Here is a 23,197-nt window from a genome sequence, read left to right as displayed (position 1 = left end):
GAGAAATTTGGAATAATGAGAGAAAATATACGTCCATTACATCCGATATAAACTGGCTTGGTTAGAATAATCATGGAGTTAAATCAAACTCCAATTATTTTTGTTTTGGAATAATTTATTTAAATTTTTTGAGGTTTTTGTTGTGTCAGTTATCAATAAGATAGTCGCGAGGCGTACTCAGCTTTCGCAAAGTGGTCGTTTGGTCGGCGATTGGATTGTTGAAAACGCAGAAAAGGCGGCGCTGCTCACTAGCCAAGAACTTGCGGCGCAAGTAAAAGTGAGTCAATCGAGCATTGTGAAATTTACTCAGCGTATCGGCTTTAAAGGTTACAGCGAGTTTAAATTAGCTCTGAATGAAGAGATTGGCCGTAAGCATGCGATGCAGTCGACACCGCTGCACAGTGATATTTTGGCTGACGACCCCATTGCGGTTATTTCACAGAAACTGGTGAAAGCGAAAACCGACGCTATGTTTCAAACCACCAATACGCTGTCTTACGAAGCGTGTCACCAAGCGGTGAAATGGTTGAGTGAAGCGCGTCGAGTGCAAGTGGTCGGGATTGGGGGCTCTGCACTGACCGCGAAGGATTTAAGCTTTAAGCTGCTTAAACTTGGTATTACGGCGCTTTCTGAACAAGACAGCCACGTGCAGATTGCTGTTGCCCGCACGCTCTCTCCAGAAGATGTTCAGATCGCAATCTCGTTTTCGGGTGAGCGCAAAGAAATTCTCGTTGCGGCAGAAGCGGCAAAAGAGCAGGGCGCGAAGGTGATTGCGTTATCTGCGCCTGGAAGAAGTCGCTTGCGCGGTATTGCCGATATTACGTTTGATACGATTGCCAATGAAACGGAACATCGCAGCTCATCCATTGCTTCGCGTACCGCGCAAAACGTGATCACCGATTTGCTGTTTATCATCTTGGTTCAACAAAGAGACGACAGTGCCCGTCAGTTGATCAGCGATATCAGTACCGACATCAAACAGATCCTCACATGATCGCTTGTTCAACAGTGGACTAAAGATCCGGATCGTGCCTCAGTAAAGCAATAAAAGCGGATAGATGCTTTTCAATGGTGAGATCGGCAGAAATTGCCGGTAACTCCAACGTGATGCAAGGTAAATCACGTTCACTACACCAAGTGCCGAATGAGCCGGGTGTTTCGTAGTCGACATCGTCCACGATTGGCAGCTGAAACTGCTCGCCGAGCCATTTGGCAAGGTCGGAATGTTTGGGATCATCCACAAACGCAAGCGGTTCATGAAACGACACCACAAACTTTGGCTTGCGCAGTTCAATCAAGTTAATTAATGCGCTAACTTCAGGCTCTAGTTGGTTTTTAGTGCCAGTTTTTACCTGTACGTCTCGAACGGGTGTGTGAGAGCTCCATCGATACACTGTGCCATGCTCAGTCCAATTTTGGGTTGGAAACGCGCGATTGAGATCCACTTGGTTTGCATTTGCGCGTGTGCCTAGTTGGTTGCCGTCAGGATTCATTGACAGAATCACATCATGTCGTAAGTTTTCAGCAGGCAAGCTTCTTAGCGCGCAGGACAAACCTGCAATCGAGGCCGTCTCGTCCCCGTGAGTGCCTGCCAAAATCAAACCTCGCGAAGCACTTTCGACTTGAGCCGGAAAATACAGTAATGGCGCACCAAGCACGGATTGACCGTATGATGTTGGCCGAATTAAAAATGCCGCTCTTTCCGTTCTTGGAATTAGACTCACCGTAATCTCCTGATTGATGAAGTAGTATCAATATCTAAGCTAATTACACCTAGCTAAACTGAACCGTTTAAACTCGTCAACGGTTGAAATGTTAATTGTGGCACTTGCTTCACAAGACGCGTTAGGAGAACGAAAAACGATATGGATTTTAAAAAACATTCAACGGCGTTGCTGATTTCCTCTTTATTCACCCCTTTTCTTGCTACATCAGTTGCTGCGGAGACCTTACCTAAAGACATTCAACTTGCCGCAGAACAGCATTTAGTACGTGCGAATGACGCAGAGGCGGCGACGCTTGACCCAGCGAAAGCCGAAGGTCTGCCAGAAATGCATGTGATTCGTGACTTATTTGAAGGGCTTGTGATTCAAGATCGTGACGGAAACATTATTCCCGGTGTGGCAGAATCATGGGAAACCAACGACAACCAAACCTTTACTTTTCACTTGCGCAAAGACGCGAAATGGTCGAATGGCGAGCCTGTGACAGCGGATGATTTTGTCTATTCACTGCGCCGAGCGGTGGACCCGAAGACCGCTTCTCCAAATGTTTGGTATCTCAAACTCACCAAGATCAAAAACATCGCCGATGTAGCAGAGGGCAAAAAGCCTTTGGACGATCTCGGTATCAAGGCAGTGGATAAATACACCCTACGTTTTGAGTTGGACAGTCAAGTGCCGTACTTTGTTGCTATGACTGGGCACACGTCCATGATGCCAGTGCATCAAGCGACAGTGGAAAACCGCGACAAGCCGTGGAGCGATCCAGACCAATTTGTTAGCAACGGTGCATTCACATTGGATAAGTGGGTCGTGAATGAGCGCATTGAACTGGTTAAGAGTCCAAGTTACTGGGACAGCGCAGATACGCATCTAAACAGAGTGACTTACATTCCGTTTGAAAACCAAAACGCGTCGATCAATCGTTATGCGGCAGGAGAGTTGGATATCACGTCCGATGTGCCGACTCATATGGCGCAGAAGCTTAAACAAGATTACAAGCAGGCTTACACGGTGGTGCCATTACTGTGCACGTATTACTACGCGTTCAATACCACTCGTCCGCCATTTGATGATGCGCGAGTGCGTCAAGCGGTGTCGTACTCCATCATGCGTGATGTGATTACGAATGGTGTCACGCAAGTGGGCAACCTTCCTGCGTATACCTTTGCGCATCAGTACACTGCCGGTTTTGATGCGACGCCCCCTGAGTATAGTAAGTGGAGTCAGCAACAACGTGACGAGAAAGCGCGTCAGTTGTTAAAAGAAGCGGGTTACAGCAAAGACAAGCCGCTCGATTTTAAATTGCTGTACAACACCAGTGAGGCAAACAAATCGATCGCGGTTGCGATAGCGTCGATGCTACAAAAAAATCTCGGTGCAAACGTGGAGTTAGAAAACCAAGAGTGGAAGTCGTACTTAGTGGCGCGTAAACAAGGCAATTTCGATGTGATGCGTGCTTCCTGGTGCGGTGATTACAATGAAGCGTCTACTTTCCTGAGCTTACTTCGCTCAGGTTCTTCGGGTAACTTTGCACGTTACAGCAATGCAGCGTACGACAACGCGATGAACAGTGCATTGGCTGCAACCGATGAGAAAGCGCGCCAAGGATTTTACGACCAAGCTGAACGGTTGCTGGCGGCAGATATGCCCATTGCGCCAATCTATTATTACATGCAAGCGCGTTTGGTTCGTCCAACCGTGGGTGGCTTTGCAAAAAACAACGTAGAAGGGCGCATTTACTCGAAAGATCTCTACATCAAGAAGTAGCGCTCAAAACAAGCGATAAATACGAAGCCCCGAAGATGTGTCTTACGGGGCTTCTTTTTATTGTTAGCGAGCGGAGAGCTTGTCCACTAGCATTGCGATTCGTTTGCCAAGATACTCCGCCGTTGCAACATCAGAGGCATGCAACTGACCACCTTCACCACCTTGTGCAACAATACCACCTTGTACACCATAACGATTCAGGTTTTGCTCCCCAGAATTGCTGATCTTATCCAACCCGATCCACATCATGCCGTGTTGGTTAGCGAGCGTTTGTAGATATTGTAATGTGCAAGATTGGTCGCCATTCATTGCTCCACCACTGGTAAAGCCAGCCGCGATTTTGCCCGCCCATTTTTGGTAATACCAAGATTCACTGCTTGCATCGGCAAATGCTTTAAACTGCGCTGCTACACCGCCCATATAGGTCGGTGAGCCAAAGATAATCGCATCACACTCAGCAAGTTCATCCATTAGTTTAGGGTTCACAAAACGTCCCTCAATAATCTCACTGCCTTCAATTCGGTGAGAGAGGATTTCACATTCATCTTGCTGCTTAATGCCTTGTTGTTCAACGCCTGCGGCAATCGCGCGAGCAAGCTGACCAGTAACGTCGGTTTTAGAGAAATAAATAATCGCAATTTTGGACACAATGGTTCCTTTTTTCATTGTTGATTTTTAATCGTGCGACTAAGGCTAAAACCTCAAGCTAAGTTGAGGTCAAGAAGAGATTTGAGATAGATAAAGTACGAATTGGTATCTAAAGAGCTTTCTTATAGGGTAAGTCGACGGCATAACTACAGTGAATGCAACGACGATGAATGTCGTGTATAAAAGCGTTAAAGGAAGATCTTAAAGATGTAGAAAACTCTCTTGGAAACAATGATAAAGGTACCGATGCTAGTGATGATTAATAGGCGGAAAAATAGATTAAAATATGTAAACTCAGATCTGATCCAAGGCGGGAAAAGTACATTTCATCGTTTCTTAAGGCGAGGGATTATTATCATTATGGTAGGAGGCCTTTCTACAGCCTCTTCCACGGTATTTGCACACTTTATAGCGGGTGTGTTTGATGTGGATATGAATGTTCATCCAGAGAGCTTAGAAGAAAAAGTGCATGCACTACTTTTTGTTTCGGTCAGTCTTGTTTTTTACCTCTTTTATGCCCTTATCTCGCTAAATATTAGTGGGTGGCTCATAATGAAGCTAAAAATATAAGCTTAACTAAAACCATGTCCTTGTATTTTAAGGAAGATGGAACTAGTGACGATTTTTTCTTTGCTTGCACCATCTCTATTTTTTGTATTTATTTAAGGTTCGTAAATAAGAAGCTTCCTTTGGTTAAAGTGGCGCTTTTGGTTTCGGCGATGTGTCATGTTTTTATCATGAAAGAATACAGTGGTGACCTTCAGCTTATACGTTTTGTCTCTTCACTGTTTTTCGCCATTAACTTTGGGTTATTTGTGACCACCAAGTGATACTAAAAAGCCGATGTAGATACATCGGCTTTTTAGTGGGTTATTTCTTTCTGCGAGTATAAATCCGAGATTTTACTTTACTTGGCTCTGGCTTGTTTTTCGCCAGCTTTAGCACTGCTTTTTGCAAAATCTGGTTGTTTGGGTAAGTGATTAAGTTTCCGTTGTCGTGCTTAATTAACACGTGAAACATACTGATTTCTTGAATCTCACCGCAGATGTCTTCATCTTTATCTACGACTTTAATTCGGTCACCCACTCGGTATGGGAAGACAAAAAAGATCAAAAAGCTGGCAGTGATGTTGCTCAGAATTGACCACTGCGCAATAAACGCCACACCTAATACGGCAAAAATGGACGATAGGAACAAAGACACATCGCCATAGCCAATACCTGTGATAATGGCAAAAATAGAGGCGGTCAAAAATAGCAGCGCGACATTGAAACAGCGCTGAATAAAACTCAAACGAGCCTTTTTTACACCTTTCGTTGTTGCCAAATTTAGGATGGCTCGATTTACAATCCTCTTCAGGATGCGATACGCGATCAGGACAAAAATGCCCATCAATAGTTTGTAACCGAGGGAGCCCGTAGTGAAATACTGGCTCACTTGCTCTAATTGGATCCAATCATTCATTTCTTCATCTCGACGATATCTAGAAAGCGGCTTTTATAGCTGATTTTTTGCTGTAAGTAATCACAATTTTTCTTTACACCATTTGTCTCTGTGTTGAGGTACCACAGAGTACTGTATGAGTTAATCAAAGACTTAGTGAGCATTACGAACTCTTTGGCTTCATTACTTATATTCAATCAAAGCTGACGTGATTTTGAAGAGAGCAATCTTTGAGCTGTATCCCATATCCGACATTCTATGACGCTAGTTCCTTATAAACGAGCTGAATATGACTTTTGTCCTGATAACCTAAGGTGTATTAATTGAAATAGCTTTTAGGGCGTTGAAAAATGGAAGAAGATGAAAAGGCGATTATGATTTTATTCGTGATTGTTGGCCTTGTACTCGTTTGGGTCGCGCTTGAAGAACTTAATTATCTCGGGCTCCCAATAAAATAAGCCCCGTTAAACACAAGTTAAACGGGGCCTTTGTCTTTTATCAATGTGAATTCAGGTTAGCTAACCGCACGCACTTTGCCTTGTTTCAAATCGTTCAGCACTTGCGCTTTAGGGCCATCTGCGATGATGCTGCCTTTCTCCATCACAATTACGCGATCAACGATGTCGAGCATAGACGTTTTATGCGTAATCAGAATCAGCGTTTCACTAGGTTTCAACTGTGCTAATTGATGCTTAATGTGCATCTCTGAGCGGTTATCCATCGCACTGGTTGGTTCATCCATGAGTAGAACAGGAGGACGACCCAAAAATGCACGAGCGATCGTGACTGCTTGACGTTGACCCCCCGAAAGCATTGCACCACCTTCACCAACTTGGCGTTCTAAGCCCGCTGGGTCAGATTGCGTAAACGCAGTAACACCGGCACGATTCGCTGCGTCTAGTACGTCACGGTCATCGGTTAATGGGCGACCTAGCGTAATGTTGTCGCGGATAGAACCAAAGAACAGATTGGAATCTTGCGGCACACAACCAATATTACGGCGAATGTCGACATGATGCAGCTGTGCGATGTCGGTATCATCAATGCGAACATGACCTTCCGTCGGCTGATACAAGCCCATGATTAGACGCTCTAACGTGGTTTTACCCGAACCGATACGGCCTATGATCGCTACTTTTTCGCCTGGGTTAATGGTTAAGCTCAAATCTCGAATCGACGCCACCGGTGAATCTGGGTAGTGGAAGGTCACGCGTTCAAGTTCAATTTTGCCTTGTACTATTGGACGGTGAATGTAACGTTTACCTTCTTCTTGTTCATCCGGCATTTCCATGACTTGATTGATAATTGTCATAGAAGACTTCGCTTGGTTGTAGCGCGTAGAGAGTAAGGATAACTGAACCAAAGGACCAATCGCGCGGCCGCTAAGCATGGTTGCGGCAATCAAGCCACCCATGGTTAAGTCGCCCTCTGCAATCAAGTAAACGCCTAGGATGATCATCCCTACGTTACTACTTTGCTGCACAAAACCTGCTGCGTTTTGAATGCTATCCGTAATTCGGCGGCTTTTTATATTCCAGTTCGCCATGTGCGCAACTGCCTCTTCCCAGCGGTATTGGAATTGGCTTTGCGCACTGAGCATTTTTACGGTTTCTAACCCAGCCAAGCTCTCTATCAAATTGGCATATTTTTGCGATGCTAGGCGTGAACCCTCCTCAATGGAGCGGCGCAGCGGCCCTTGTATCAGTAGCGAGTGAATAATCAAAATGACCACGCCCACCATCGGTACATACACAAGATCGCCAGCCATTAGCCATATAATCACTAAGAACAAAATGGCAAAAGGCAAATCAATGAGAGCACTGACGGTCGCTGAAGTAAAAAACTCTCGAATAGATTCGAATTCTTGTAAATGGCGAGCGAAGGCACCGACCGAAGGCGGCTTTGATTCCATTCTAATCCCCATCACTTTGCTGAACAGTTTGGATGAAATTAGAATGTCAGACTTCTTGCCCGCCACATCAATGAAGTAATTTCTCAGCGACTTGAGAATGAAGTCGAACAGGAACACGACAAAGATGCCACTTGCTAGTACCCATAGGGTTTCAAACGCAAGATTCGGAACCACTTTGTCGTACACCAAGCGAGTGAATAGCGGAGCGGCAACCGCAAAGAGGTTGATGAGAAGTGATGCGATTAAAACATCACGGTAGATGCGTTTTGACTGCCACAAGGTGGACCAGAACCAGTGGCCTTCGTTGGTTTTGAGCACTTCGGGAGAGCGCTCATCGAAACGGAATTGCTTTTTAACTAAAAAGTACCGACCAGTGTATTGCTCAAGTAGGTCTTCTAATGGAATAGAGATCGGCACCATTCCACTTTCTAGGGTGGTGACTTCGGCCTCGCGTTTCTCCATATTGATGCTGTTGAGAACGCAAGAGTCACCGCCTTTAAGAACTAAGATTGCCGGCAGAATTAGGCTAGAGATGCTCTCCAGCTCTGCGCGGTTTTCCTTGGCAACCAATCCGGCCCTTTCCGCTGCTCTTGGTAGCAAAAATGGGGTCAGTTTACCGTCAGATAGCGGTAGTCCGTTGACTAGCGCTTCTGGCGAGTTAGCTAACCCATAGTAACGGCTAACGTAGATGAGCGAATTCAGTAAAGGGTCTTTCATCGTTGATAAACCTTTTTATTCCTTGTCGACGATGAATCCTTGGAATACCTCAACAAAATGTTCAGTGAGGAAGTCCAACTGGATTTGAGTTTCGATACGCGATGCGATAGTCGTAATACCAAGGTTGTGGGCAGTACGAGAGATCGACGTTAGCGTGAATTTCTGTTTTTCGTCGTGCAAGTTGTGTGTGAATAGGTAATCGAGCTTCACATAGTTCGGGCGGAACTCTTGGATGTATTCCAAAGATTGGAAGTTACGTCCGTAGTTATCTACGCCGAACTCAGCACCTGATTGGCGAATGGCATTACATAACAGTGCTGTGTGGTGAGGCTGATCGATAAAGCATTCCTCTGGAATTTCAAAGTGTAGCTTAGAGGCCACTTTGGCGTGTTTTTCCAGCATGCTAGTTGTCCAGCGAATAAACGATGGTTGAGACAAGCTGCTTTGCGCGATGTTAATCGCGACTGGGTCATTAAGTTCACCACTTTCTAGCATCTTAATCATTGATTCAATGACATACTGGTCAAAGATGTTGGTGGCGTCTAACTGTTCTAGTGCGAATAGGTATTGATTCGCACGATACGTTTCACCATCTTTTTCGATGCTTGAAAATACTTCGTTGTGGAATACTTTACCCCATGTGTTTTTCGCAGCTTGGAAACGGAATTTAACCCAATCACTATGAATGGCTTCTTCAACCAACGCTTTCCATTGCTGTTTACCCATCAAACTAGAAGGTGTATCACTGCCAATGAAGCCGTATGGCTTGTCTGGTTGCGCTTTGGCTTTCGATAGTGCGTTGTCCACCATCGAGAGGATTTCAGAGCGCGTTTTCTGGTCTTTGCTGTGTGCAACCCCTAGTGACGCTTTAGGTTTTGCTAAGCCTGTTGGGTCAGTATTTAGGCCGTTCACACAATTGACGATGCTGTCCGATAAAATGCGTAACTCGCTCTCATCCATATGAGGGAAAAGCAAGCCGAACTCATCACTAGATAAGCGAGCAATAGTGGCACCCGGTACATCAATGGTGTTTTTCAAACGTTGGGACAGTTCTTTAACGTGGGCATCTGCGCGTTGGTAATCTTTGGTCTCGTAAATGTCTCCAATGTATTCAGCATGGAGTAGCGCGATACCCCCTTGCGTTTGCTCTGCAAGCCATTGGTCGATTTGGTTGATGTAGAATGAGCGGTTACCCAATTTAGATATAGGATCGAGGTAAGCCTGAGCACGCAGACGTTGCGCCTCTTTGGCTTGCTCTTTGAATGATAGCTCGATTTGAGCAGACATCATGTTAATGCCATCTACCACCGCGATAAGATCTTTGGTTCTTGGACGAGCAAGCGGTTCACCAAATTGGTTATTCGCGATTTCATGCATTTTATTCACGATGGCCGTTAACGGCTTTAGCGAGCGACGTAGGATGTATGAAATTGCCACTAAACCAGCCAGAAAAATGACACTGAATACAGACAGCAACCCAATAAAACCTTGCCAGAGCTGCTCGTAAGCTGCGCCTGGGTGGCTAATGATTTCTACTTCGGCGAGCTGCATCCAACCACTGGTCACAACACGCTTATCGTGAATCGCTTTAAATAGATTCATGTCGATAAACCATTGTGGCACCGTACTTGGTTTAACTGGGTAAGTACGCACGATCTGGTAGTCAGAATCTAATGCTGTAAGGCGAACAACTGAGTAGGTGCTGCCGTCAAACAGAGCATTAATCACGGACTCAACCGCGACTTTATCTTTGTCCTTTAGGTAAGGAGCCAATGCCAAACCTACGGTGTTAATAGTGTTGTTGACCTCTGAACGTTGCTGTTGCTCCAAGCTGTCTCGAGTCGTGTTGAATTGGATTACGAATACTGATGCCAACAAGAGTATAAAGACCGTAACCATCCCCACCACAAGCTTCTTATATAGGGTCATGTTTCTCACTCGTCATAGTTAATTTTAGGTTTATTTAACTGCAACTTACGTTCGCGCGAGCGTAAGTCATTCCAAAGGCTCAACCGTGATGCTTTCCCTGCCAGCTCTCCAGTGCTAGCAGATGACTTCATCAACCACAGGTTTGTACCATTAAAACTGTATATCGGTAGCAAGTCGCTACGCTTAGAGGCTCGGACAATGTCAGGATTGATATTATCGAGAATGAGCGGCTCAGAACTTGGGGTAGGGTAGTAAGCTAATACCATGTGAAACTGATTCAGTTCGATGGCTTTTACGTATATTAACCGCATCTTTGAATCTGGTATTCCTAGCTCGAGTAAAGAGAAGTACTTAGCAATAGTGAAATCTTCACAGTCTCCTGCGTTACTCCCTAAAAATTCGAGTGGCGTAGCCCAATAATCTGTCTTTCCCCACAGTTTTATGTCGTCAACGAAATACAGCTGATTAAAAAAGTCGTTAACGCCAGCGAGCTGTTCATGAGTCTCTAATTGTTTAAATAAGTCGAGGTTCTTTCGCCATGTATTTACGCGCAATCCCGCACGTTCGCCGTACACCGCTGTGACCGTATTGACCCATCGTTGTTCTTTACTGTTCAGCGCACCAAGTTGGAACGACAAACAACTTAAGCTGATTAATAATGTAACTTTACGCTGCAAATTGGATCGCATATTCGACTCGTATCACAAGTATACTCTTCTAGAGAGTTCGTCAGTGAGAAATAAGTGCTTTTTATTTAATCACTTATCGCTCAATACTCCCTATCGCGAGTACCTTAATGTGGTTTACTCCTTCAAGGCGTTCGTTTTGGCACTTAAAATCGGTTTAAGTAGATATTCCAAAACGGTTCGCTTCCCTGTGATGATATCGACCGATGCTGTCATTCCTGGAATGATTGGTAAATCTGCATCTTGACCAAAGTTTGTTTTTTCGGTGCGTACACGAACAATGTAGAAGCTGTTGCCTTCTTCATCTTGAGTGGTATCCGCGCTGATATGTTCCAACTCACCCTCTAAACCGCCGTACTTTGTGAAGTCGTAAGCTGTAAATTTCACGATAGCATGAAGATCTGGGCGTAAAAATGCGATGTCTTTTGGCGCAATTTTCGCTTCTACCAATAGTGTGTCTTCTGTTGGTACGATCTCGACGATATCCATACCAGGTTGGATAACACCACCGACAGTATTGATGTTCAGTGTTTTGATTTTGCCTGTTACTGGCGAATTCACAACCGTTCGGTTTACTCTATCTTCCAAGCCCACCGCTGATTCAACCAAAGCAGATAACTGGTCTTGGGCGCTGTTGAGTTTCTCTTGCTGTTCAGAGCGGAATTTGAGTGCAACATCAATACGGTTGAGCATGGATTCTCGAATCGCTGATTGCAATACGGGAATTTTGAGCTCACTGGACGTCATTTCACGACGGGTATCGTTGACTTGGCGCTGTAATTTGAGCAGTTCAATACGAGGAACAACGCCCTCGTCTGCCAAAGGTTTGGTGATATCGAGTTCTTTTTTCGCGTATTGGTAGCTTTGACGCAAGTTCCTTACTCGCGCTTGGATCTCTACCAAGTCCTGCTGCTTTTGCTGCACTTGTTGGTCAATAACAGAAAGTTGGTTGCGTAAATTATCTAGATCTTCGCGATATTCTGCTTTTTGACGCTGTGTGAGTTGAGGTCGAGTCTCTTCCAAGGTTGGTGGGAAGGTCAGTTTACCGTAATCAAGTAGTACACTTTGACGCCAGTTTTCCGTTTCAAAATCACGATTAACGGCAACACTGTTAATAGAAGCGGATAGTTGCAGCACAGATGCGGTAAGGTTGGCAACTTGTTGCTCACGTTCACGAAAATCTGAGCGAAAGCGGGTGTCGTCGATAAGCAGTAACTGTTGGCCTTTTTCAACCAACTGGCCTTCTTTGACCAAGATTTCTTTGACTAAGCCACCTTCTAAGTTTTGGACTACTTGTATCTGTGAGGAGGGAATCACTTTGCCTTGACCAACCGTGACTTTGTCGATTTCAGCCCAAGATGCCCAACCTATTGCTGCAATGAAAAATAGCACCATAACCCAGAGCATAAAACGCGCGCTGTTGGGGGTATTGAGGAGCAATGCTGCAGTTTTGTCATCAACAAAATCCAACTCTTCATCGTTGAGTTTGTTGTAGTTATCTCGGCTCATCACAGTCCCTGCTTATATAATTACGGATTATCTTTTTGATCTTATTATTATTAACCGATCATGTCAGCATGCTCGGCTAATAAAATATGAGAAGAGGGTTATTCTCTCTTCAAATGAGCTTTCTTACACTTTCTAAATCAAACAAAAGCATAATTAGCGCCGGAGTATAGCTATTACGCCTTGAACTTGGCTTTATCCAACTGATGTTTTTTTAGTTTGTCGTACAAGGTTTTGCGTGATACCTGTAATTCTAGTTGAACCTCTTTGAGTCTGCCGCGATGTCTTTGCAATGCATCGAATAACAAGCAATATTCAAAGTATTCTGTGCGCTGAGTCATACTCTGAATTTCAAGACTTTTCTCACTGTTCCAATCTTCCATTCTAAAAGTATCTGGCTTGAGGGCACGAAGTTCAGCAAATTGGCGTAGCTGCTTAACGTTTTCTGGCCATTCGAGACTGGAGAGGTGTTTGACCTCTTCTAGGCTGATATGTGGCGGCTGTAACTGATATCGACTCGCTGTGTGGCGCACAAAGTGCTTGTATAAAGGCCCTATATCTTCCTTTCTTTCATCGAGCGTTGGTAAGTGAATTAGAGTCGCCAGGGATTTTAGAGGTGGCTCGGCTTGGGTGGTCGCGCCAAAAACACGTTCAAGTTTTGGGTGCTTGAACAAGTATTCCCATTGTTCAAACGACACATGCTCTGCGCTATGTAAGTACAAACTGCAGTGGCGTTTTCCTTCACTTAAGCGGTGTATGGCTTTGTCGAGCGCTTCTAATGAAAGCTCATAGAGGTCTTCACCAGAAGCGGCGATTAGCTCACTATCCGGTGTTGCATGTATGTCGTGGGCAAATTGTGCAGCGAGTCGCCGACCCGTACCATCTTGACCTACAAAAATGAGCGGCTGGCTTGTGGGCGCACTGATCAAGGCGCGACGAATGCTCACCATGGCCTTACTGTGACCAATCATTTTCGGACCAACATGAGTTTGCATGTCGAGCTCTTTCTTAAGCCAGATGTTTTCTTGCAACAAGTTCAGTTTATCGCTGGCATTGTTGAGCGATTTCATGAGCTGTTCCGTTGAAAACGGTTTTTCTAGAAAGTCGTACGCGCCGCTTTTCATCGCATCTACCGCGGTTTTCACATCTCCATGTCCAGTAAGTACGATGAATTGAAAGTGATCGTTTTTGCTTCGCAAAGTTCGCATAAACTCCAAGCCATCCATCACGGGCATATGGATATCGGTGATGATAATCGCAGGTGTATTTGAGTCGATTACGCGTAAGGCTTCTACTGCGTTGGGTAAGCAGGTGACGTCTATCCCTTCAATCAGCAGGGCTTGAGACACGGCATCACGAATGTGTGGTTCGTCATCAACAAAGAAAACTGGGTTATTCATGGTCGTTTTCCACTTCTGGGGTACGTTTATTCTGATTGACTATTGGTAGCGTCACGATAAAGGTCATCCCTCCTGCTTGTTGTTCTGTGTTCTGATGTTTATAGGCACAGAGGGAACCGTGATAGCTCTCTATAATCCGCTTGGAGATTGTTAAACCTAATCCAAGACCCTCCGGCTTAGTCGTAAAAAATGGGTCGAACACTTTTGCTAGGGCTTCGTCTGACATCCCTGGTCCGTTATCGGAAACAAGAATGTCGCAACTGTCATCATGACACTGAACAGCAATGGATATTTGCGGATCGATACAGTGGTTTTCCATCGCTTGTGCGGCGTTGTGGAAGAGGTTTATCAGCACTTGTTCTAATTCAACGCTGTGAATGGCCAGCTTCACATCATAGTCGATGGCCGGAACTTTTAGTGTTACTCCTTGCTTAATAAGCTTGTTGCTCAAAATGCTGGTGGCAGTATGTACCGCGTCGTGCAGTACTGAGATTTCATTGTGTGAATCGTGCGTGGCTTTCCGAGTAAAGACTTTTAAGCGGGCAATGACTTCCGAAATGGTGTCATTAAGTGTCAGCATTTTGCCCAAATTGTCGGCGACCATTGGGTATTTTTCCATTGCCAACAAACGCTGCGAGTTTTCGGTATAGGTTCTTAGTGCGGAAAGTGGCTGATTTATCTCATGATTAATACTGGCTGATAGCTCGCCCAACAATGCCAATTTCGCGGCTTGCGTCAGTTCTTGTTGTGTTTGTTTAAGCTCTTGTTGGCTTTGCTCATATTGGCGGATGGTCTGTTGTAGTTTTTGGTTGGCTTCACTCAGAACTAGTGTCCGTTGCACTACTTTTTCTTCTAGGCTCACATTGAGATGGGCAAGGCGTGCTTTGTTAACTAGGGTTTGGAACCACGCTAACGCAATTAGAGCAATGAGCGCATATAAGATCAGGAAGACGATATCGGCCTGTAAAACGGCGGCAAGAACGCTGTTGTGGTTAATTAAGGCAACGACGCGAAACCCTTTATCCAATAAGTGTGTTGCGTATGCGAGGTAATTTGGTGATAGAAGCAATTGATTGTCATCAAACTCCGTGACACCACTATGTGCCGTTAACTCACCAAAATATTCGGGTAAGGTATCGCCATATTGACGCGTTTCGGTAAGTTCATTTATTGCACTCGATGACAGTGGGAAAAGTGCACGATAGCGCCAGTCTGGTAAATTGCTCATAAACACGACATTGTGTTTATCTGTAATGAGTACGTCAGTCGTGGTTTGCGAAAGGCGCTGTTCTAATTGCTCCAAGTTCACTTTTACTGTGATCACGCCAACGACTTCCTCATTTACCCTCAGCGGAGATGAGAAGAAGTACCCACGTTTATTCGAGCGTACGCCTAATCCAACGTATTGAGCGGGCTCACCGCGTCGCGCATTTTTAAAATAGGGGCGATAGCTAAAGCTAGAGCCAACAAACGTATCTTCTTGCTGAAAGTTACTTGAGGCTATGACTAACCCGGTACGGTCATGAACGTAAATCGTATCGGCCAAGCTTTGCTTCAACCAATCTGATAACAGTAGGTTGAGCTCTTGAGAGGGCGTTCCGCGCTCGACTGCTTTGAGTAGTCTTGGGTCGTGACTTAATAGGTTTGGTATCTGTTCAAACTTTGCCAGTTCGTAGTCCACTTCTTGTGATACTTGCGCGGCTTGTCTCTCTAGCTTTTGTTGCCATTGATCATGTTGGTATTGAGTTGCGTAATGATGAGTAAGCGCAAGCCCTGAAATGCCAACGGCACACAGTAGCAGTAAAAAATGACGTAGGGCTTTGGGGTTGAGTAAGTTCACGATCGGCTCACTGGTTTTTTGTGTCATGGTATCAAATGACGCACTGTGATGCTGTGAGCGGCAACGATAACAAGCACAATGATGTTCTTGTATTTCCTCAGTATCGGGAGCACAATCGACAAAAACGAGTGAAGGAGTAAAGATGGAACTTGCTGATATTCGTCGTGAGTACACCAAAGGTGGGCTGCGTCGTAAAGATTTGAAAGCTGATCCTATTGATCAATTTAATCTGTGGCTAGAGCAAGCAGTTGAAGCGGGTTTAACGGACCCGACAGCGATGACAGTTGCAACGGTTGATGAAAATGGCATGCCGTTTCAACGCATTGTTCTATTGAAAAACGTCGACAAAGATGGTTTTGTGTTTTACACCAACCTAGGCAGTCGCAAGGCCCAGCAGCTAGAGCATAACAGCAATATTAGTTTGCACTTCCCTTGGCATCCGTTAGAGCGCCAAGTTCATATTACTGGTGTGGCTGAAAAGCTTACCGCCGTAGAGAATATGAAATACTTTACTTCTCGTCCTAAAGAGAGCCAGTTGGCCGCAATCGCGAGCAAACAAAGTAGCCGTATTTCTGCCAGAGGTGTGTTGGAAGGTAAGTTTTTAGAGCTAAAACAGAAGTTTGCTAAGGGTGAAATACCAGTACCAACCTTTTGGGGGGGCTTTCGCGTAAAACCAAAGAGCATCGAATTTTGGCAAGGTGGCGAACATCGCCTTCACGATCGTTTTCTTTTCTCCCAGCATGATGGAAGTTGGGACATTGATCGTTTAGCGCCATAGGCTTATGGTCCCTCATGAATAAACAAACACCGCCGAATTGGGGCGGTGTTTTTGTAGGTGGAAGCGATGTGAATTATCGCTCTCCATTCAACACAACCGATAATTGATGCTTAAGCAGCGTTTTGGGTACAACAGAGCCGTAGCCTGCTTCCATTGCTTTATCTATTAGCTCGTTCTTGCTGTTCGCTGCAAACTTATTACGTAAGCGTGCGACGTGACCTTCAACGGTTTTTGTTGATATGCCCATGACCTGAGAGATAAATTGAGGCTTTTTGCCATAGAGCAAGAGGAAAAGCGTTTCTTGCTCGCGGCATGTGAGCTTCTCTGGTTTTGGTTGTAAGTCAGAAAAACGAAAGATGGATTGTTGATTTGGGTTGGTACTGATTGCACGACAAACCCAATACCCGACTTCAATCACGGCGGTGTCGGTGAGTTCCCTTCCGTAGAAAATGGTGCCTACGATGTCGCCTTTGTCATCTCGCCACGGTGTTTTAGTAAATATATGTGCTCGCCAGCGGCCATCTGGATAAGGGTGGATATCCAGAATTTTTAGTGACTCGCCAGTTTCGAGAACGTGTTTATCTTGGCGTTGAAATTCTTGCGCGCATTCAGTGGTTGGGCTGGCCATATCAAAATCAGTTTTACCCAAGCACTCCTCGGGCGACGTGTGCCCTAACAGTTCTGCGTATTCCTGGTTTACGTATAGGAATACCGAATCTTTATCTTTGCATCCCCAACAACCTGGTAGCTGTTTAAGGAGGGATTGTTCTATGGTATCGACTGAAATATTCACAAAAGGACTCACTACATACTGCTTTTACCAATACAGAGACGTCCGTGTTACATGGCTCGTATTGATGTTGCCAAGTAGGCAGTTACGTTGCTAGAACACGTTCGTTGATTGGCGCTCAATCCAATTAAATTCATGGTGTTCGATGTTTTCGTCAGGTAGTCATAGACAACGACGAAATGGAACGAAGAGTTTAATTGGGAAAATGGTCTGTTTCATTACAGATATGTGCGCTCACGGATGTCCGCCAATGTTCGGCTTACAACTCGTATCGTCCTTGATCATGCTTCCTACAACTCAGTTGTAATGTGGTTGACGTTCATATCACTTGTGAGCGAAAGAGCAGCACCTAAGCATATGAGAGGGACAGTGAGACAAACGCTATGATATCAGCTTATGCCATTGTTTTCATTGTTGAGAAGCGAAAAAAAAAAGCCAGCCTGAAGACGGGCTGGCAACACAAGATATAATCTTGTCGACGTGTAGAAGAGGTTCTAAATTACCTAGCGAGGGTCTGCTAAGTAAGTTAGAGGTATCAATGAGATACCGAGAGCTTTAGATCGTATGCATCTTAAAGCTCGATAACTAATGTATTGAATCAGAAGCATATTAGTAAGGGGGGAAATCCCTCTATGTTGAGCTTAAGAGTGGGTTTCGATCCGTTTCAGGGACGACTTATCTAATATGGAGCACGGTGTTTTACAAAATAACAGATTGTTCGGTAATAAGGATCTTTACATTGATTGATTATATATACGTAAGGTGTTGCCTATCTATCCGTTTTTGTTAATAAAATTGGTTGATCACTGACCGTAAATTAACCTCGCATGATCATCGTTCCGGAACTATGATCATGTAAATGAACTTGATCATGCTGATTTGATCTTGTCGATTGAGTTGGGTAAAAGTTGCAACCCAACAAAGAAGGTATATGATGCGAAGACGTAAGCTGACCGTGTAAAGACGACTGTTTGAAATGAGTGACTCAGATAACCAAAAAATCCTTTCATATCAAGAGATTATTCTGCCAAAGCCGGCGGAGCTGATCACACTTCCGTCTTATATGGATTGCCACGATCATTCTTATACGCAGATCGTGATTGGTTTAAAAGGGCAAGCCGAATTTGAAGTGCGCGGGCGAGGTAATCTTGTCGGCCCTGGTCAAGGTTGTGTGGTCACCGCATGCTCTGATCATGCTTTCGGTGGCGTCATCAATCAATCGGATATTTTGGTGCTGAATATGCCCAAACCGACAAATGATGATCCTGAAATGCTTCAAAAAATCAATAACCTGGAGAGAGATCATGTCTACTTCCAGTTAGATAGTCAAATTCAGAAGTTGATACAGATGTTGGTTCAGGAAATGCGAAACCATCCGGATGACCTGCTGTTAAGTCGTGCGTGTAACGACACTGTGATTGCATTAATGCAGCGCCATATCTCGGCATTTGAGACCAGTCGAAAAGAGTCGCGCTTTGATTTGGAGGCGATTGATCGTTACATTGAGCAGCACCTGAGTCATAAGATTAGTGTGGCTCAATTGGCCGGGCGAGTGTTTCTTGGGGAAAGTCAGTTCCATTGCTTGTTTAAAGAGCAGATGGGGATTACACCTCATCAATATGTTCTTGGAAAGCGTATCGACATGGCTCGTGAATTAATCGAGCAAGGGCACCTTTCTTTAGGGCAAATTGCCGAGTTTACTGGCTTCTCAAGCCAGAGTACTTTTACTCATACTTTTACTCGCTTACAGGGAATATCACCTTCCCGTTATAAAAAACAAGTTGGATAACAACGCGTTTTTTAGGTCAAATAATCATCAATCAGAATAAAGCCATGCACTATGCATGGTTTTTTTATGTTTTATTCACGTGACCTATCTCTCGTTTTTTTAAATTCTCTGTTCTTTGCAGTGGTTGATATGCCACTTGATCCTACATTTTCTCTTAGAACGAGCTCTTCACAAAAATCTTATTGATATTCTTGATATTTTGTTGTGAATGCAATGAAAAAATTAAAATTTACAACACAAAATATTACCTATTTGAATGTGACTATGTGGATGTTTTGTTATAAAAGCGAGTTTTTGGCAAAAATGTCGTAGTTTTTGACAAGTATTCTTATCGGCCTCAAAATACACTGCCAGCCATTGATAATCCTCGAAGCGGTTTTCGAGGAGTGAGATTGAGGAACACACATGTTTACAGCTACGAACGTGTTGACACCGGAATTTATCGGGCAGCCGCTTGATAAGTTGTGGTCACTGATCTCGCCATTATATATGGTGGACGAGTCTCAATGGCTAGAGCAACTATTGCCACTAGCGACGCCGACAGAGGATGAAAAATCGGCGATCACTACCCAAACGACCCACCTTATCGAAGCCATTCGTGCCGATAAGAAGTCAATCCAGATGATTGATGCTTTATTGCTGGAATACAGCTTAGATACTCAAGAAGGTATCTTGCTGATGTGTCTTGCAGAAGCATTAATGCGCATCCCAGATGCCGCGACAGCAGATTCTTTGATTAAAGATAAGTTGAGTGTCGCAGACTGGAAATCTCACCTGAAGAACTCTGACTCTGTGTTTGTTAACGCATCAACATGGGGCCTCATGCTAACAGGTAAAGTGGTTGGTCTTGGTGAGCAAGGCACCCAGAGCCCAGGTCAGGCTGTAAACCGTCTGGTAAATAAATTCTCTGAGCCTGTGATTCGTAAAGCCATGTATCAGGCAATGAAGATCATGGGTCACCAGTTTGTTCGTGGTCGTACGATCGAAGAAGCGCAGAAGAACGGTCGTCCAATGCGCGACAAAGGTTTCACCTACTCATTTGATATGTTGGGTGAGGCGGCGTTAACTACAGCGGACGCGAACAAGTACTTCAAAGATTACCTAATGGCGATCGAAGCGGTGGGTCGCGAGACTTACGGTAACGACACCAGCCCTGCGCCTTCGATTTCCATCAAGCTTTCTGCATTACACCCGCGCTACGAAGTCGCAAATGAAGAACGTGTAATGACAGAGTTGTATGACTCACTAATGCAGCTATTGAAACGTGCAATTGAAGTCGACGTTGCAATCACAATCGATGCAGAAGAAGCGGATCGCCTTGAGCTTTCCCTGAAGCTATTTGAGAAAGTATACCGTAGCGATCTTGTGAAGGGTTGGGGCAAGTTTGGTTTGGTTATTCAAGCCTACTCAAAACGTGCGCTACCAGTCTTGGTGTGGCTAAATGCACTCGCAAAAGAACAAGGTGACGTTATTCCTCTGCGTTTGGTTAAAGGCGCGTACTGGGACAGCGAAATCAAGTGGTCTCAACAAGCGGGTTATGCAAATTACCCAGTATACACTCGCAAAGAAGCGACGGACGTTGCATACCTAGCTTGTGCTCGTTTCCTACTTAGCGAAGGTGTTCGCGGTAATATCTACCCACAATTTGCAAGCCACAATGCTCACACGGTGACGGCAATTGCTGTCATGGCGGAGCACAAAGAATACGAGTTCCAGCGCCTGCATGGTATGGGTGATTCTCTGTATAACCATGTTATGAAAATGTACGGTCAGCCAGTACGTATTTATGCACCTGTCGGTAGCCATGCTGATCTTCTTCCGTACTTGGTTCGTCGTCTGCTTGAAAATGGTGCGAACAGCTCGTTTGTACACCGTCTAGTTGATGCGCGTTGTCCGATTTATGAGTTGACCCATCACCCTGTGGATGTGTTGACGGGTTTTGACACGCTACACAACGACAAAATTCCATTGCCTGCCGATATTTTCCCTGAGCGTAAGAACTCATATGGCGTCAACATTGATATCGACAGTGAGGCGAAGCCATTTGAAGCGCAGGTCGAAAGCTTCATGGACAACCAGTGGGTTGCAGGCCCGATGATCAATGGTGAACGCTTTGCCGAAAGCATGATCAAGGAAAATGCGGCTGAAATCATCACCGCACCGTACGATCGCCGAATTGAAGTCGGCAAAGTGGCATTTGCAACACTTGATCATGTTTCCTCTGCAATTGATGCGGCGCAAACTGCTTTCTCTGATTGGAAAGGTGTTCCTGTTGAGCAAAAAGCGGCTTGTTTAGAAAAGCTTGCTGACTTAATGGAAGAAAATCTGGCTGAGCTGGTGGCGATTTGTCACAAAGAAGCGGGCAAGACGATTCACGATAGTATTGATGAAGTTCGTGAAGCAGTGGATTTCTGTCGTTATTACGCGAAACAAGCGCAAAACCTACAGCCATTTGAGCTAGAAGGCTTTGACGGTGTGAAACGCATTTCTAGCCGTGAAGGTCTTGGTGTGTTTGTGTGTATCAGCCCTTGGAACTTCCCGTTGGCTATCTTCCTTGGTCAGGTAACGGCAGCACTGATTGCAGGTAACACTGTGGTTGCAAAACCTGCTGAGCAAACAAGCTTAATTGCCGCTCGCGCTATTGAATTAATGCTTGATGCGGGTTTCCCTGCTGGTGTGATTCAGTTACTTACTGGTCGCGGCGCTGAGATCGGTCATGCACTGACTTCTCATGATGCTATTGCTGGTGTGGCATTCACTGGCTCAACGGCAACGGCGCAACGCATTAACGTCACGCTCGCGGAGCGCAGCGCGAAACCGGTTCCGTTTATTGCGGAAACAGGTGGTCAAAACGCAATGATCGTGGACAGTACTGCATTGCCAGAGCAGGTGGTGCGTGATGTGATTCGTTCGGCGTTTGCATCTGCTGGTCAGCGTTGTTCTGCCCTTCGTGTTCTATTTGTACAAGAAGATGTAGCAGACCGTATGATCAACCTGATTCAAGGTGCGATGAATGAGCTGTATGTTGGTTTACCTTACCTACACAAAACGGATGTTGGTCCGGTTATCGACAGCAATGCAAAACAAAAACTCCTTGCTCACCTTGAGCAAATGAGCAAAACACAGACTAAAGTCGCTCAGCTACAGCTGGATGAATCGTGCCAGCATGGTGACTTTGTCTCACCAAGTGCGTTTGAAATCTCGGGCATCGATGTGCTGAAAGAAGAACAATTTGGTCCAATCTTGCACATTGTTCGCTTTAAAGCGTCTGAATTACCGAACGTGGTTGCGCAGATCAACAGAACGGGTTTTGGCTTGACGATGGGTATCCATAGCCGTAACGAAACCACGTACCGTTGGATTGAGAAACATGCACGAGTAGGTAACTGCTACATCAACCGAGACCAAGTTGGCGCTGTGGTTGGTGTACAGCCGTTTGGTGGTCAAGGCTTGTCGGGTACTGGCCCGAAAGCTGGTGGTCCACACTACCTATTCCGCTTTACTCAACATCTTCTTGCTCAAGCAGAAAACGCATAAGGAGTCGCATTATGGTTCATCAGATCACCTATTTTAAAGATGCATTCTCTGCGTGGGAGCAGTGGAATCTGACTGATTTTGATTACAAATGCGAGCATGTTCTGGCATTTAAATCTGCACTAGAAGGGCAGCAGTCTACCGTTGCCAAAGTGGTTTCTTACCACTTGCAACAAGCATCAGCTCTTCTTGCAGAAACTCACCAGTTAGTTGGCCCTACAGGGGAAACTAACGAACTGTATGCCGCAGGACGCGGTGTGGCTTTGGTGATTTGTGAAAACAACATCGAGCCTGCTGATAATGCGTTATACAGTGCTTTTGCGATGATCACCTGTGCCTTAATTGCAGGCAACAGTGTGGTCGTTTGCAGTGACAATGCAGAGCTAAACCAATTGGTTAAGCAAGCTGTAGCGTTGGCAAACTTCCCATCTAACTTAGTCCAGGTTGTTGCGTACGATGCGTCTGCCCCGTTGCTTGAGAGCGATGTACGTAGTGTGGGTTATGTTGGGCGTTCACAGGTTGAGCATGCGCTCAATCTTCAACTAGCTAAGCGTGACGGTGCAATCGTCGGCTTAGTTTCTGAAACGGATTTAGAGTCACCGAAATTGGCTCATGATCCTCATCTCTCGTTGCGCTTCATTACTGAGCGCACTCGAACGATAAATATTACCGCGGTGGGTGGTAACGCAACTCTACTCGAGTTGGGGAACGAAACTCACTAACCTGACTTGTAA

17 protein-coding genes are annotated in these 23,197 nt (G+C 45.2%); 7 read left to right on the top strand and 10 right to left on the bottom strand.

The genetic code is table 11. The annotated features are described in order from the left end of the window. Positions 1 to 142 precede the first annotated feature (142 nt). On the top strand, positions 143 to 994 hold the full coding sequence (locus R7Q38_RS05000) for a MurR/RpiR family transcriptional regulator (protein WP_033907250.1): 852 nt from the start codon (positions 143 to 145) through the stop codon (positions 992 to 994). A gap of 19 nt (positions 995 to 1,013) precedes the next feature. Here the strand turns inward: R7Q38_RS05000 and mpaA are convergent, their stop codons facing one another. After that, positions 1,014 to 1,724 (bottom strand): murein tripeptide amidase MpaA, encoded by a 711-nt coding sequence (gene mpaA / locus R7Q38_RS04995; protein ID WP_005383577.1) that lies wholly within the window; start codon positions 1,722 to 1,724, stop codon positions 1,014 to 1,016. Positions 1,725 to 1,865: 141 nt separating this feature from the next. Between mpaA and R7Q38_RS04990 the strand changes: the two genes are divergently transcribed. Beyond that, a complete protein-coding gene (locus R7Q38_RS04990; protein ID WP_005383575.1) occupies positions 1,866 to 3,491 on the top strand; it encodes an ABC transporter substrate-binding protein in 1,626 nt (541 codons plus the stop codon). Positions 3,492 to 3,554: 63 nt separating this feature from the next. On the opposite strand, the gene R7Q38_RS04985 is transcribed toward R7Q38_RS04990, so the two are convergent. After that, positions 3,555 to 4,139, bottom strand: a complete 585-nt coding sequence (locus R7Q38_RS04985; protein WP_054575572.1) for a flavodoxin family protein — start codon at positions 4,137 to 4,139, stop codon at positions 3,555 to 3,557. A 231-nt stretch (positions 4,140 to 4,370) separates the two neighbouring features. Between R7Q38_RS04985 and R7Q38_RS04980 the strand changes: the two genes are divergently transcribed. Continuing rightward, the gene (locus tag R7Q38_RS04980) at positions 4,371 to 4,709 is read left to right on the top strand and encodes a hypothetical protein (RefSeq protein WP_017821886.1); all 339 of its coding nucleotides are present in this window, start codon (positions 4,371 to 4,373) and stop codon (positions 4,707 to 4,709) included. Between the two features lie 300 nt (positions 4,710 to 5,009). On the opposite strand, the gene R7Q38_RS04975 is transcribed toward R7Q38_RS04980, so the two are convergent. The 7 genes from R7Q38_RS04975 to R7Q38_RS04945 all read right to left on the bottom strand — a co-directional run bounded on the left by R7Q38_RS04975 (position 5,010) and on the right by R7Q38_RS04945 (position 15,599). After that, positions 5,010 to 5,603, bottom strand: a complete 594-nt coding sequence (locus R7Q38_RS04975; protein ID WP_042522270.1) for a mechanosensitive ion channel family protein — start codon at positions 5,601 to 5,603, stop codon at positions 5,010 to 5,012. 493 nt (positions 5,604 to 6,096) lie between these two features. Further along, positions 6,097 to 8,211, bottom strand: a complete 2,115-nt coding sequence (locus tag R7Q38_RS04970) for a type I secretion system permease/ATPase (RefSeq protein ID WP_005374556.1) — start codon at positions 8,209 to 8,211, stop codon at positions 6,097 to 6,099. Positions 8,212 to 8,226: 15 nt separating this feature from the next. Further along, complete coding sequence (locus R7Q38_RS04965) at positions 8,227 to 10,140, bottom strand: EAL domain-containing protein (RefSeq protein ID WP_005383568.1); 1,914 nt, start codon at positions 10,138 to 10,140, stop codon at positions 8,227 to 8,229. A gap of 5 nt (positions 10,141 to 10,145) precedes the next feature. Further along, positions 10,146 to 10,829, bottom strand: coding sequence for a transglutaminase-like cysteine peptidase (locus tag R7Q38_RS04960; protein WP_005374561.1), 684 nt, complete (start codon positions 10,827 to 10,829; stop codon positions 10,146 to 10,148). Between the two features lie 114 nt (positions 10,830 to 10,943). After that, on the bottom strand, positions 10,944 to 12,335 hold the full coding sequence (locus R7Q38_RS04955) for an HlyD family type I secretion periplasmic adaptor subunit (protein WP_005374562.1): 1,392 nt from the start codon (positions 12,333 to 12,335) through the stop codon (positions 10,944 to 10,946). Positions 12,336 to 12,508: 173 nt separating this feature from the next. Beyond that, the gene (locus tag R7Q38_RS04950) at positions 12,509 to 13,732 is read right to left on the bottom strand and encodes a sigma-54-dependent transcriptional regulator (protein WP_151515231.1); all 1,224 of its coding nucleotides are present in this window, start codon (positions 13,730 to 13,732) and stop codon (positions 12,509 to 12,511) included. Continuing rightward, the gene (locus R7Q38_RS04945) at positions 13,725 to 15,599 is read right to left on the bottom strand and encodes an ATP-binding protein (RefSeq protein ID WP_239938466.1); all 1,875 of its coding nucleotides are present in this window, start codon (positions 15,597 to 15,599) and stop codon (positions 13,725 to 13,727) included. The genes R7Q38_RS04950 and R7Q38_RS04945 overlap by 8 nt, the downstream gene beginning before the upstream one ends. A gap of 115 nt (positions 15,600 to 15,714) precedes the next feature. On the opposite strand from R7Q38_RS04945, the gene pdxH reads away from it, so the two are divergent. Further along, a complete protein-coding gene (gene pdxH, locus R7Q38_RS04940) occupies positions 15,715 to 16,350 on the top strand; it encodes a pyridoxamine 5'-phosphate oxidase (protein WP_005374570.1) in 636 nt (211 codons plus the stop codon). A 73-nt stretch (positions 16,351 to 16,423) separates the two neighbouring features. Here pdxH and R7Q38_RS04935 read toward each other — a convergent pair whose 3' ends face one another. Continuing rightward, positions 16,424 to 17,143, bottom strand: coding sequence for a PAS domain-containing protein (locus R7Q38_RS04935; protein WP_017820063.1), 720 nt, complete (start codon positions 17,141 to 17,143; stop codon positions 16,424 to 16,426). A 973-nt stretch (positions 17,144 to 18,116) separates the two neighbouring features. Between R7Q38_RS04935 and R7Q38_RS04930 the strand changes: the two genes are divergently transcribed. The 3 genes from R7Q38_RS04930 (at position 18,117) to R7Q38_RS04920 (ending at position 23,185) form a co-directional block, all read left to right on the top strand. Next, the gene (locus R7Q38_RS04930) at positions 18,117 to 18,929 is read left to right on the top strand and encodes an AraC family transcriptional regulator (protein WP_017820064.1); all 813 of its coding nucleotides are present in this window, start codon (positions 18,117 to 18,119) and stop codon (positions 18,927 to 18,929) included. Positions 18,930 to 19,334: 405 nt separating this feature from the next. Then, a complete protein-coding gene (gene putA / locus R7Q38_RS04925) occupies positions 19,335 to 22,466 on the top strand; it encodes a bifunctional proline dehydrogenase/L-glutamate gamma-semialdehyde dehydrogenase PutA (RefSeq protein WP_213891009.1) in 3,132 nt (1,043 codons plus the stop codon). A gap of 11 nt (positions 22,467 to 22,477) precedes the next feature. After that, positions 22,478 to 23,185 carry a 1-pyrroline-5-carboxylate dehydrogenase gene (locus R7Q38_RS04920; RefSeq protein ID WP_005383557.1) on the top strand — a complete coding sequence of 236 codons (708 nt, stop codon included), beginning with the start codon at positions 22,478 to 22,480 and terminating at the stop codon, positions 23,183 to 23,185. Positions 23,186 to 23,197 lie beyond the last annotated feature (12 nt).

It is taken from the genome of Vibrio sp. Vb0598 (assembly GCF_033338935.1).
Taxonomy (GTDB): Bacteria; Pseudomonadota; Gammaproteobacteria; order Enterobacterales; family Vibrionaceae; genus Vibrio; species Vibrio alginolyticus.
The sequence above is the reverse complement of the archived record's forward strand: the minus strand, read 5'-3'. Positions and strand labels throughout refer to the sequence as shown.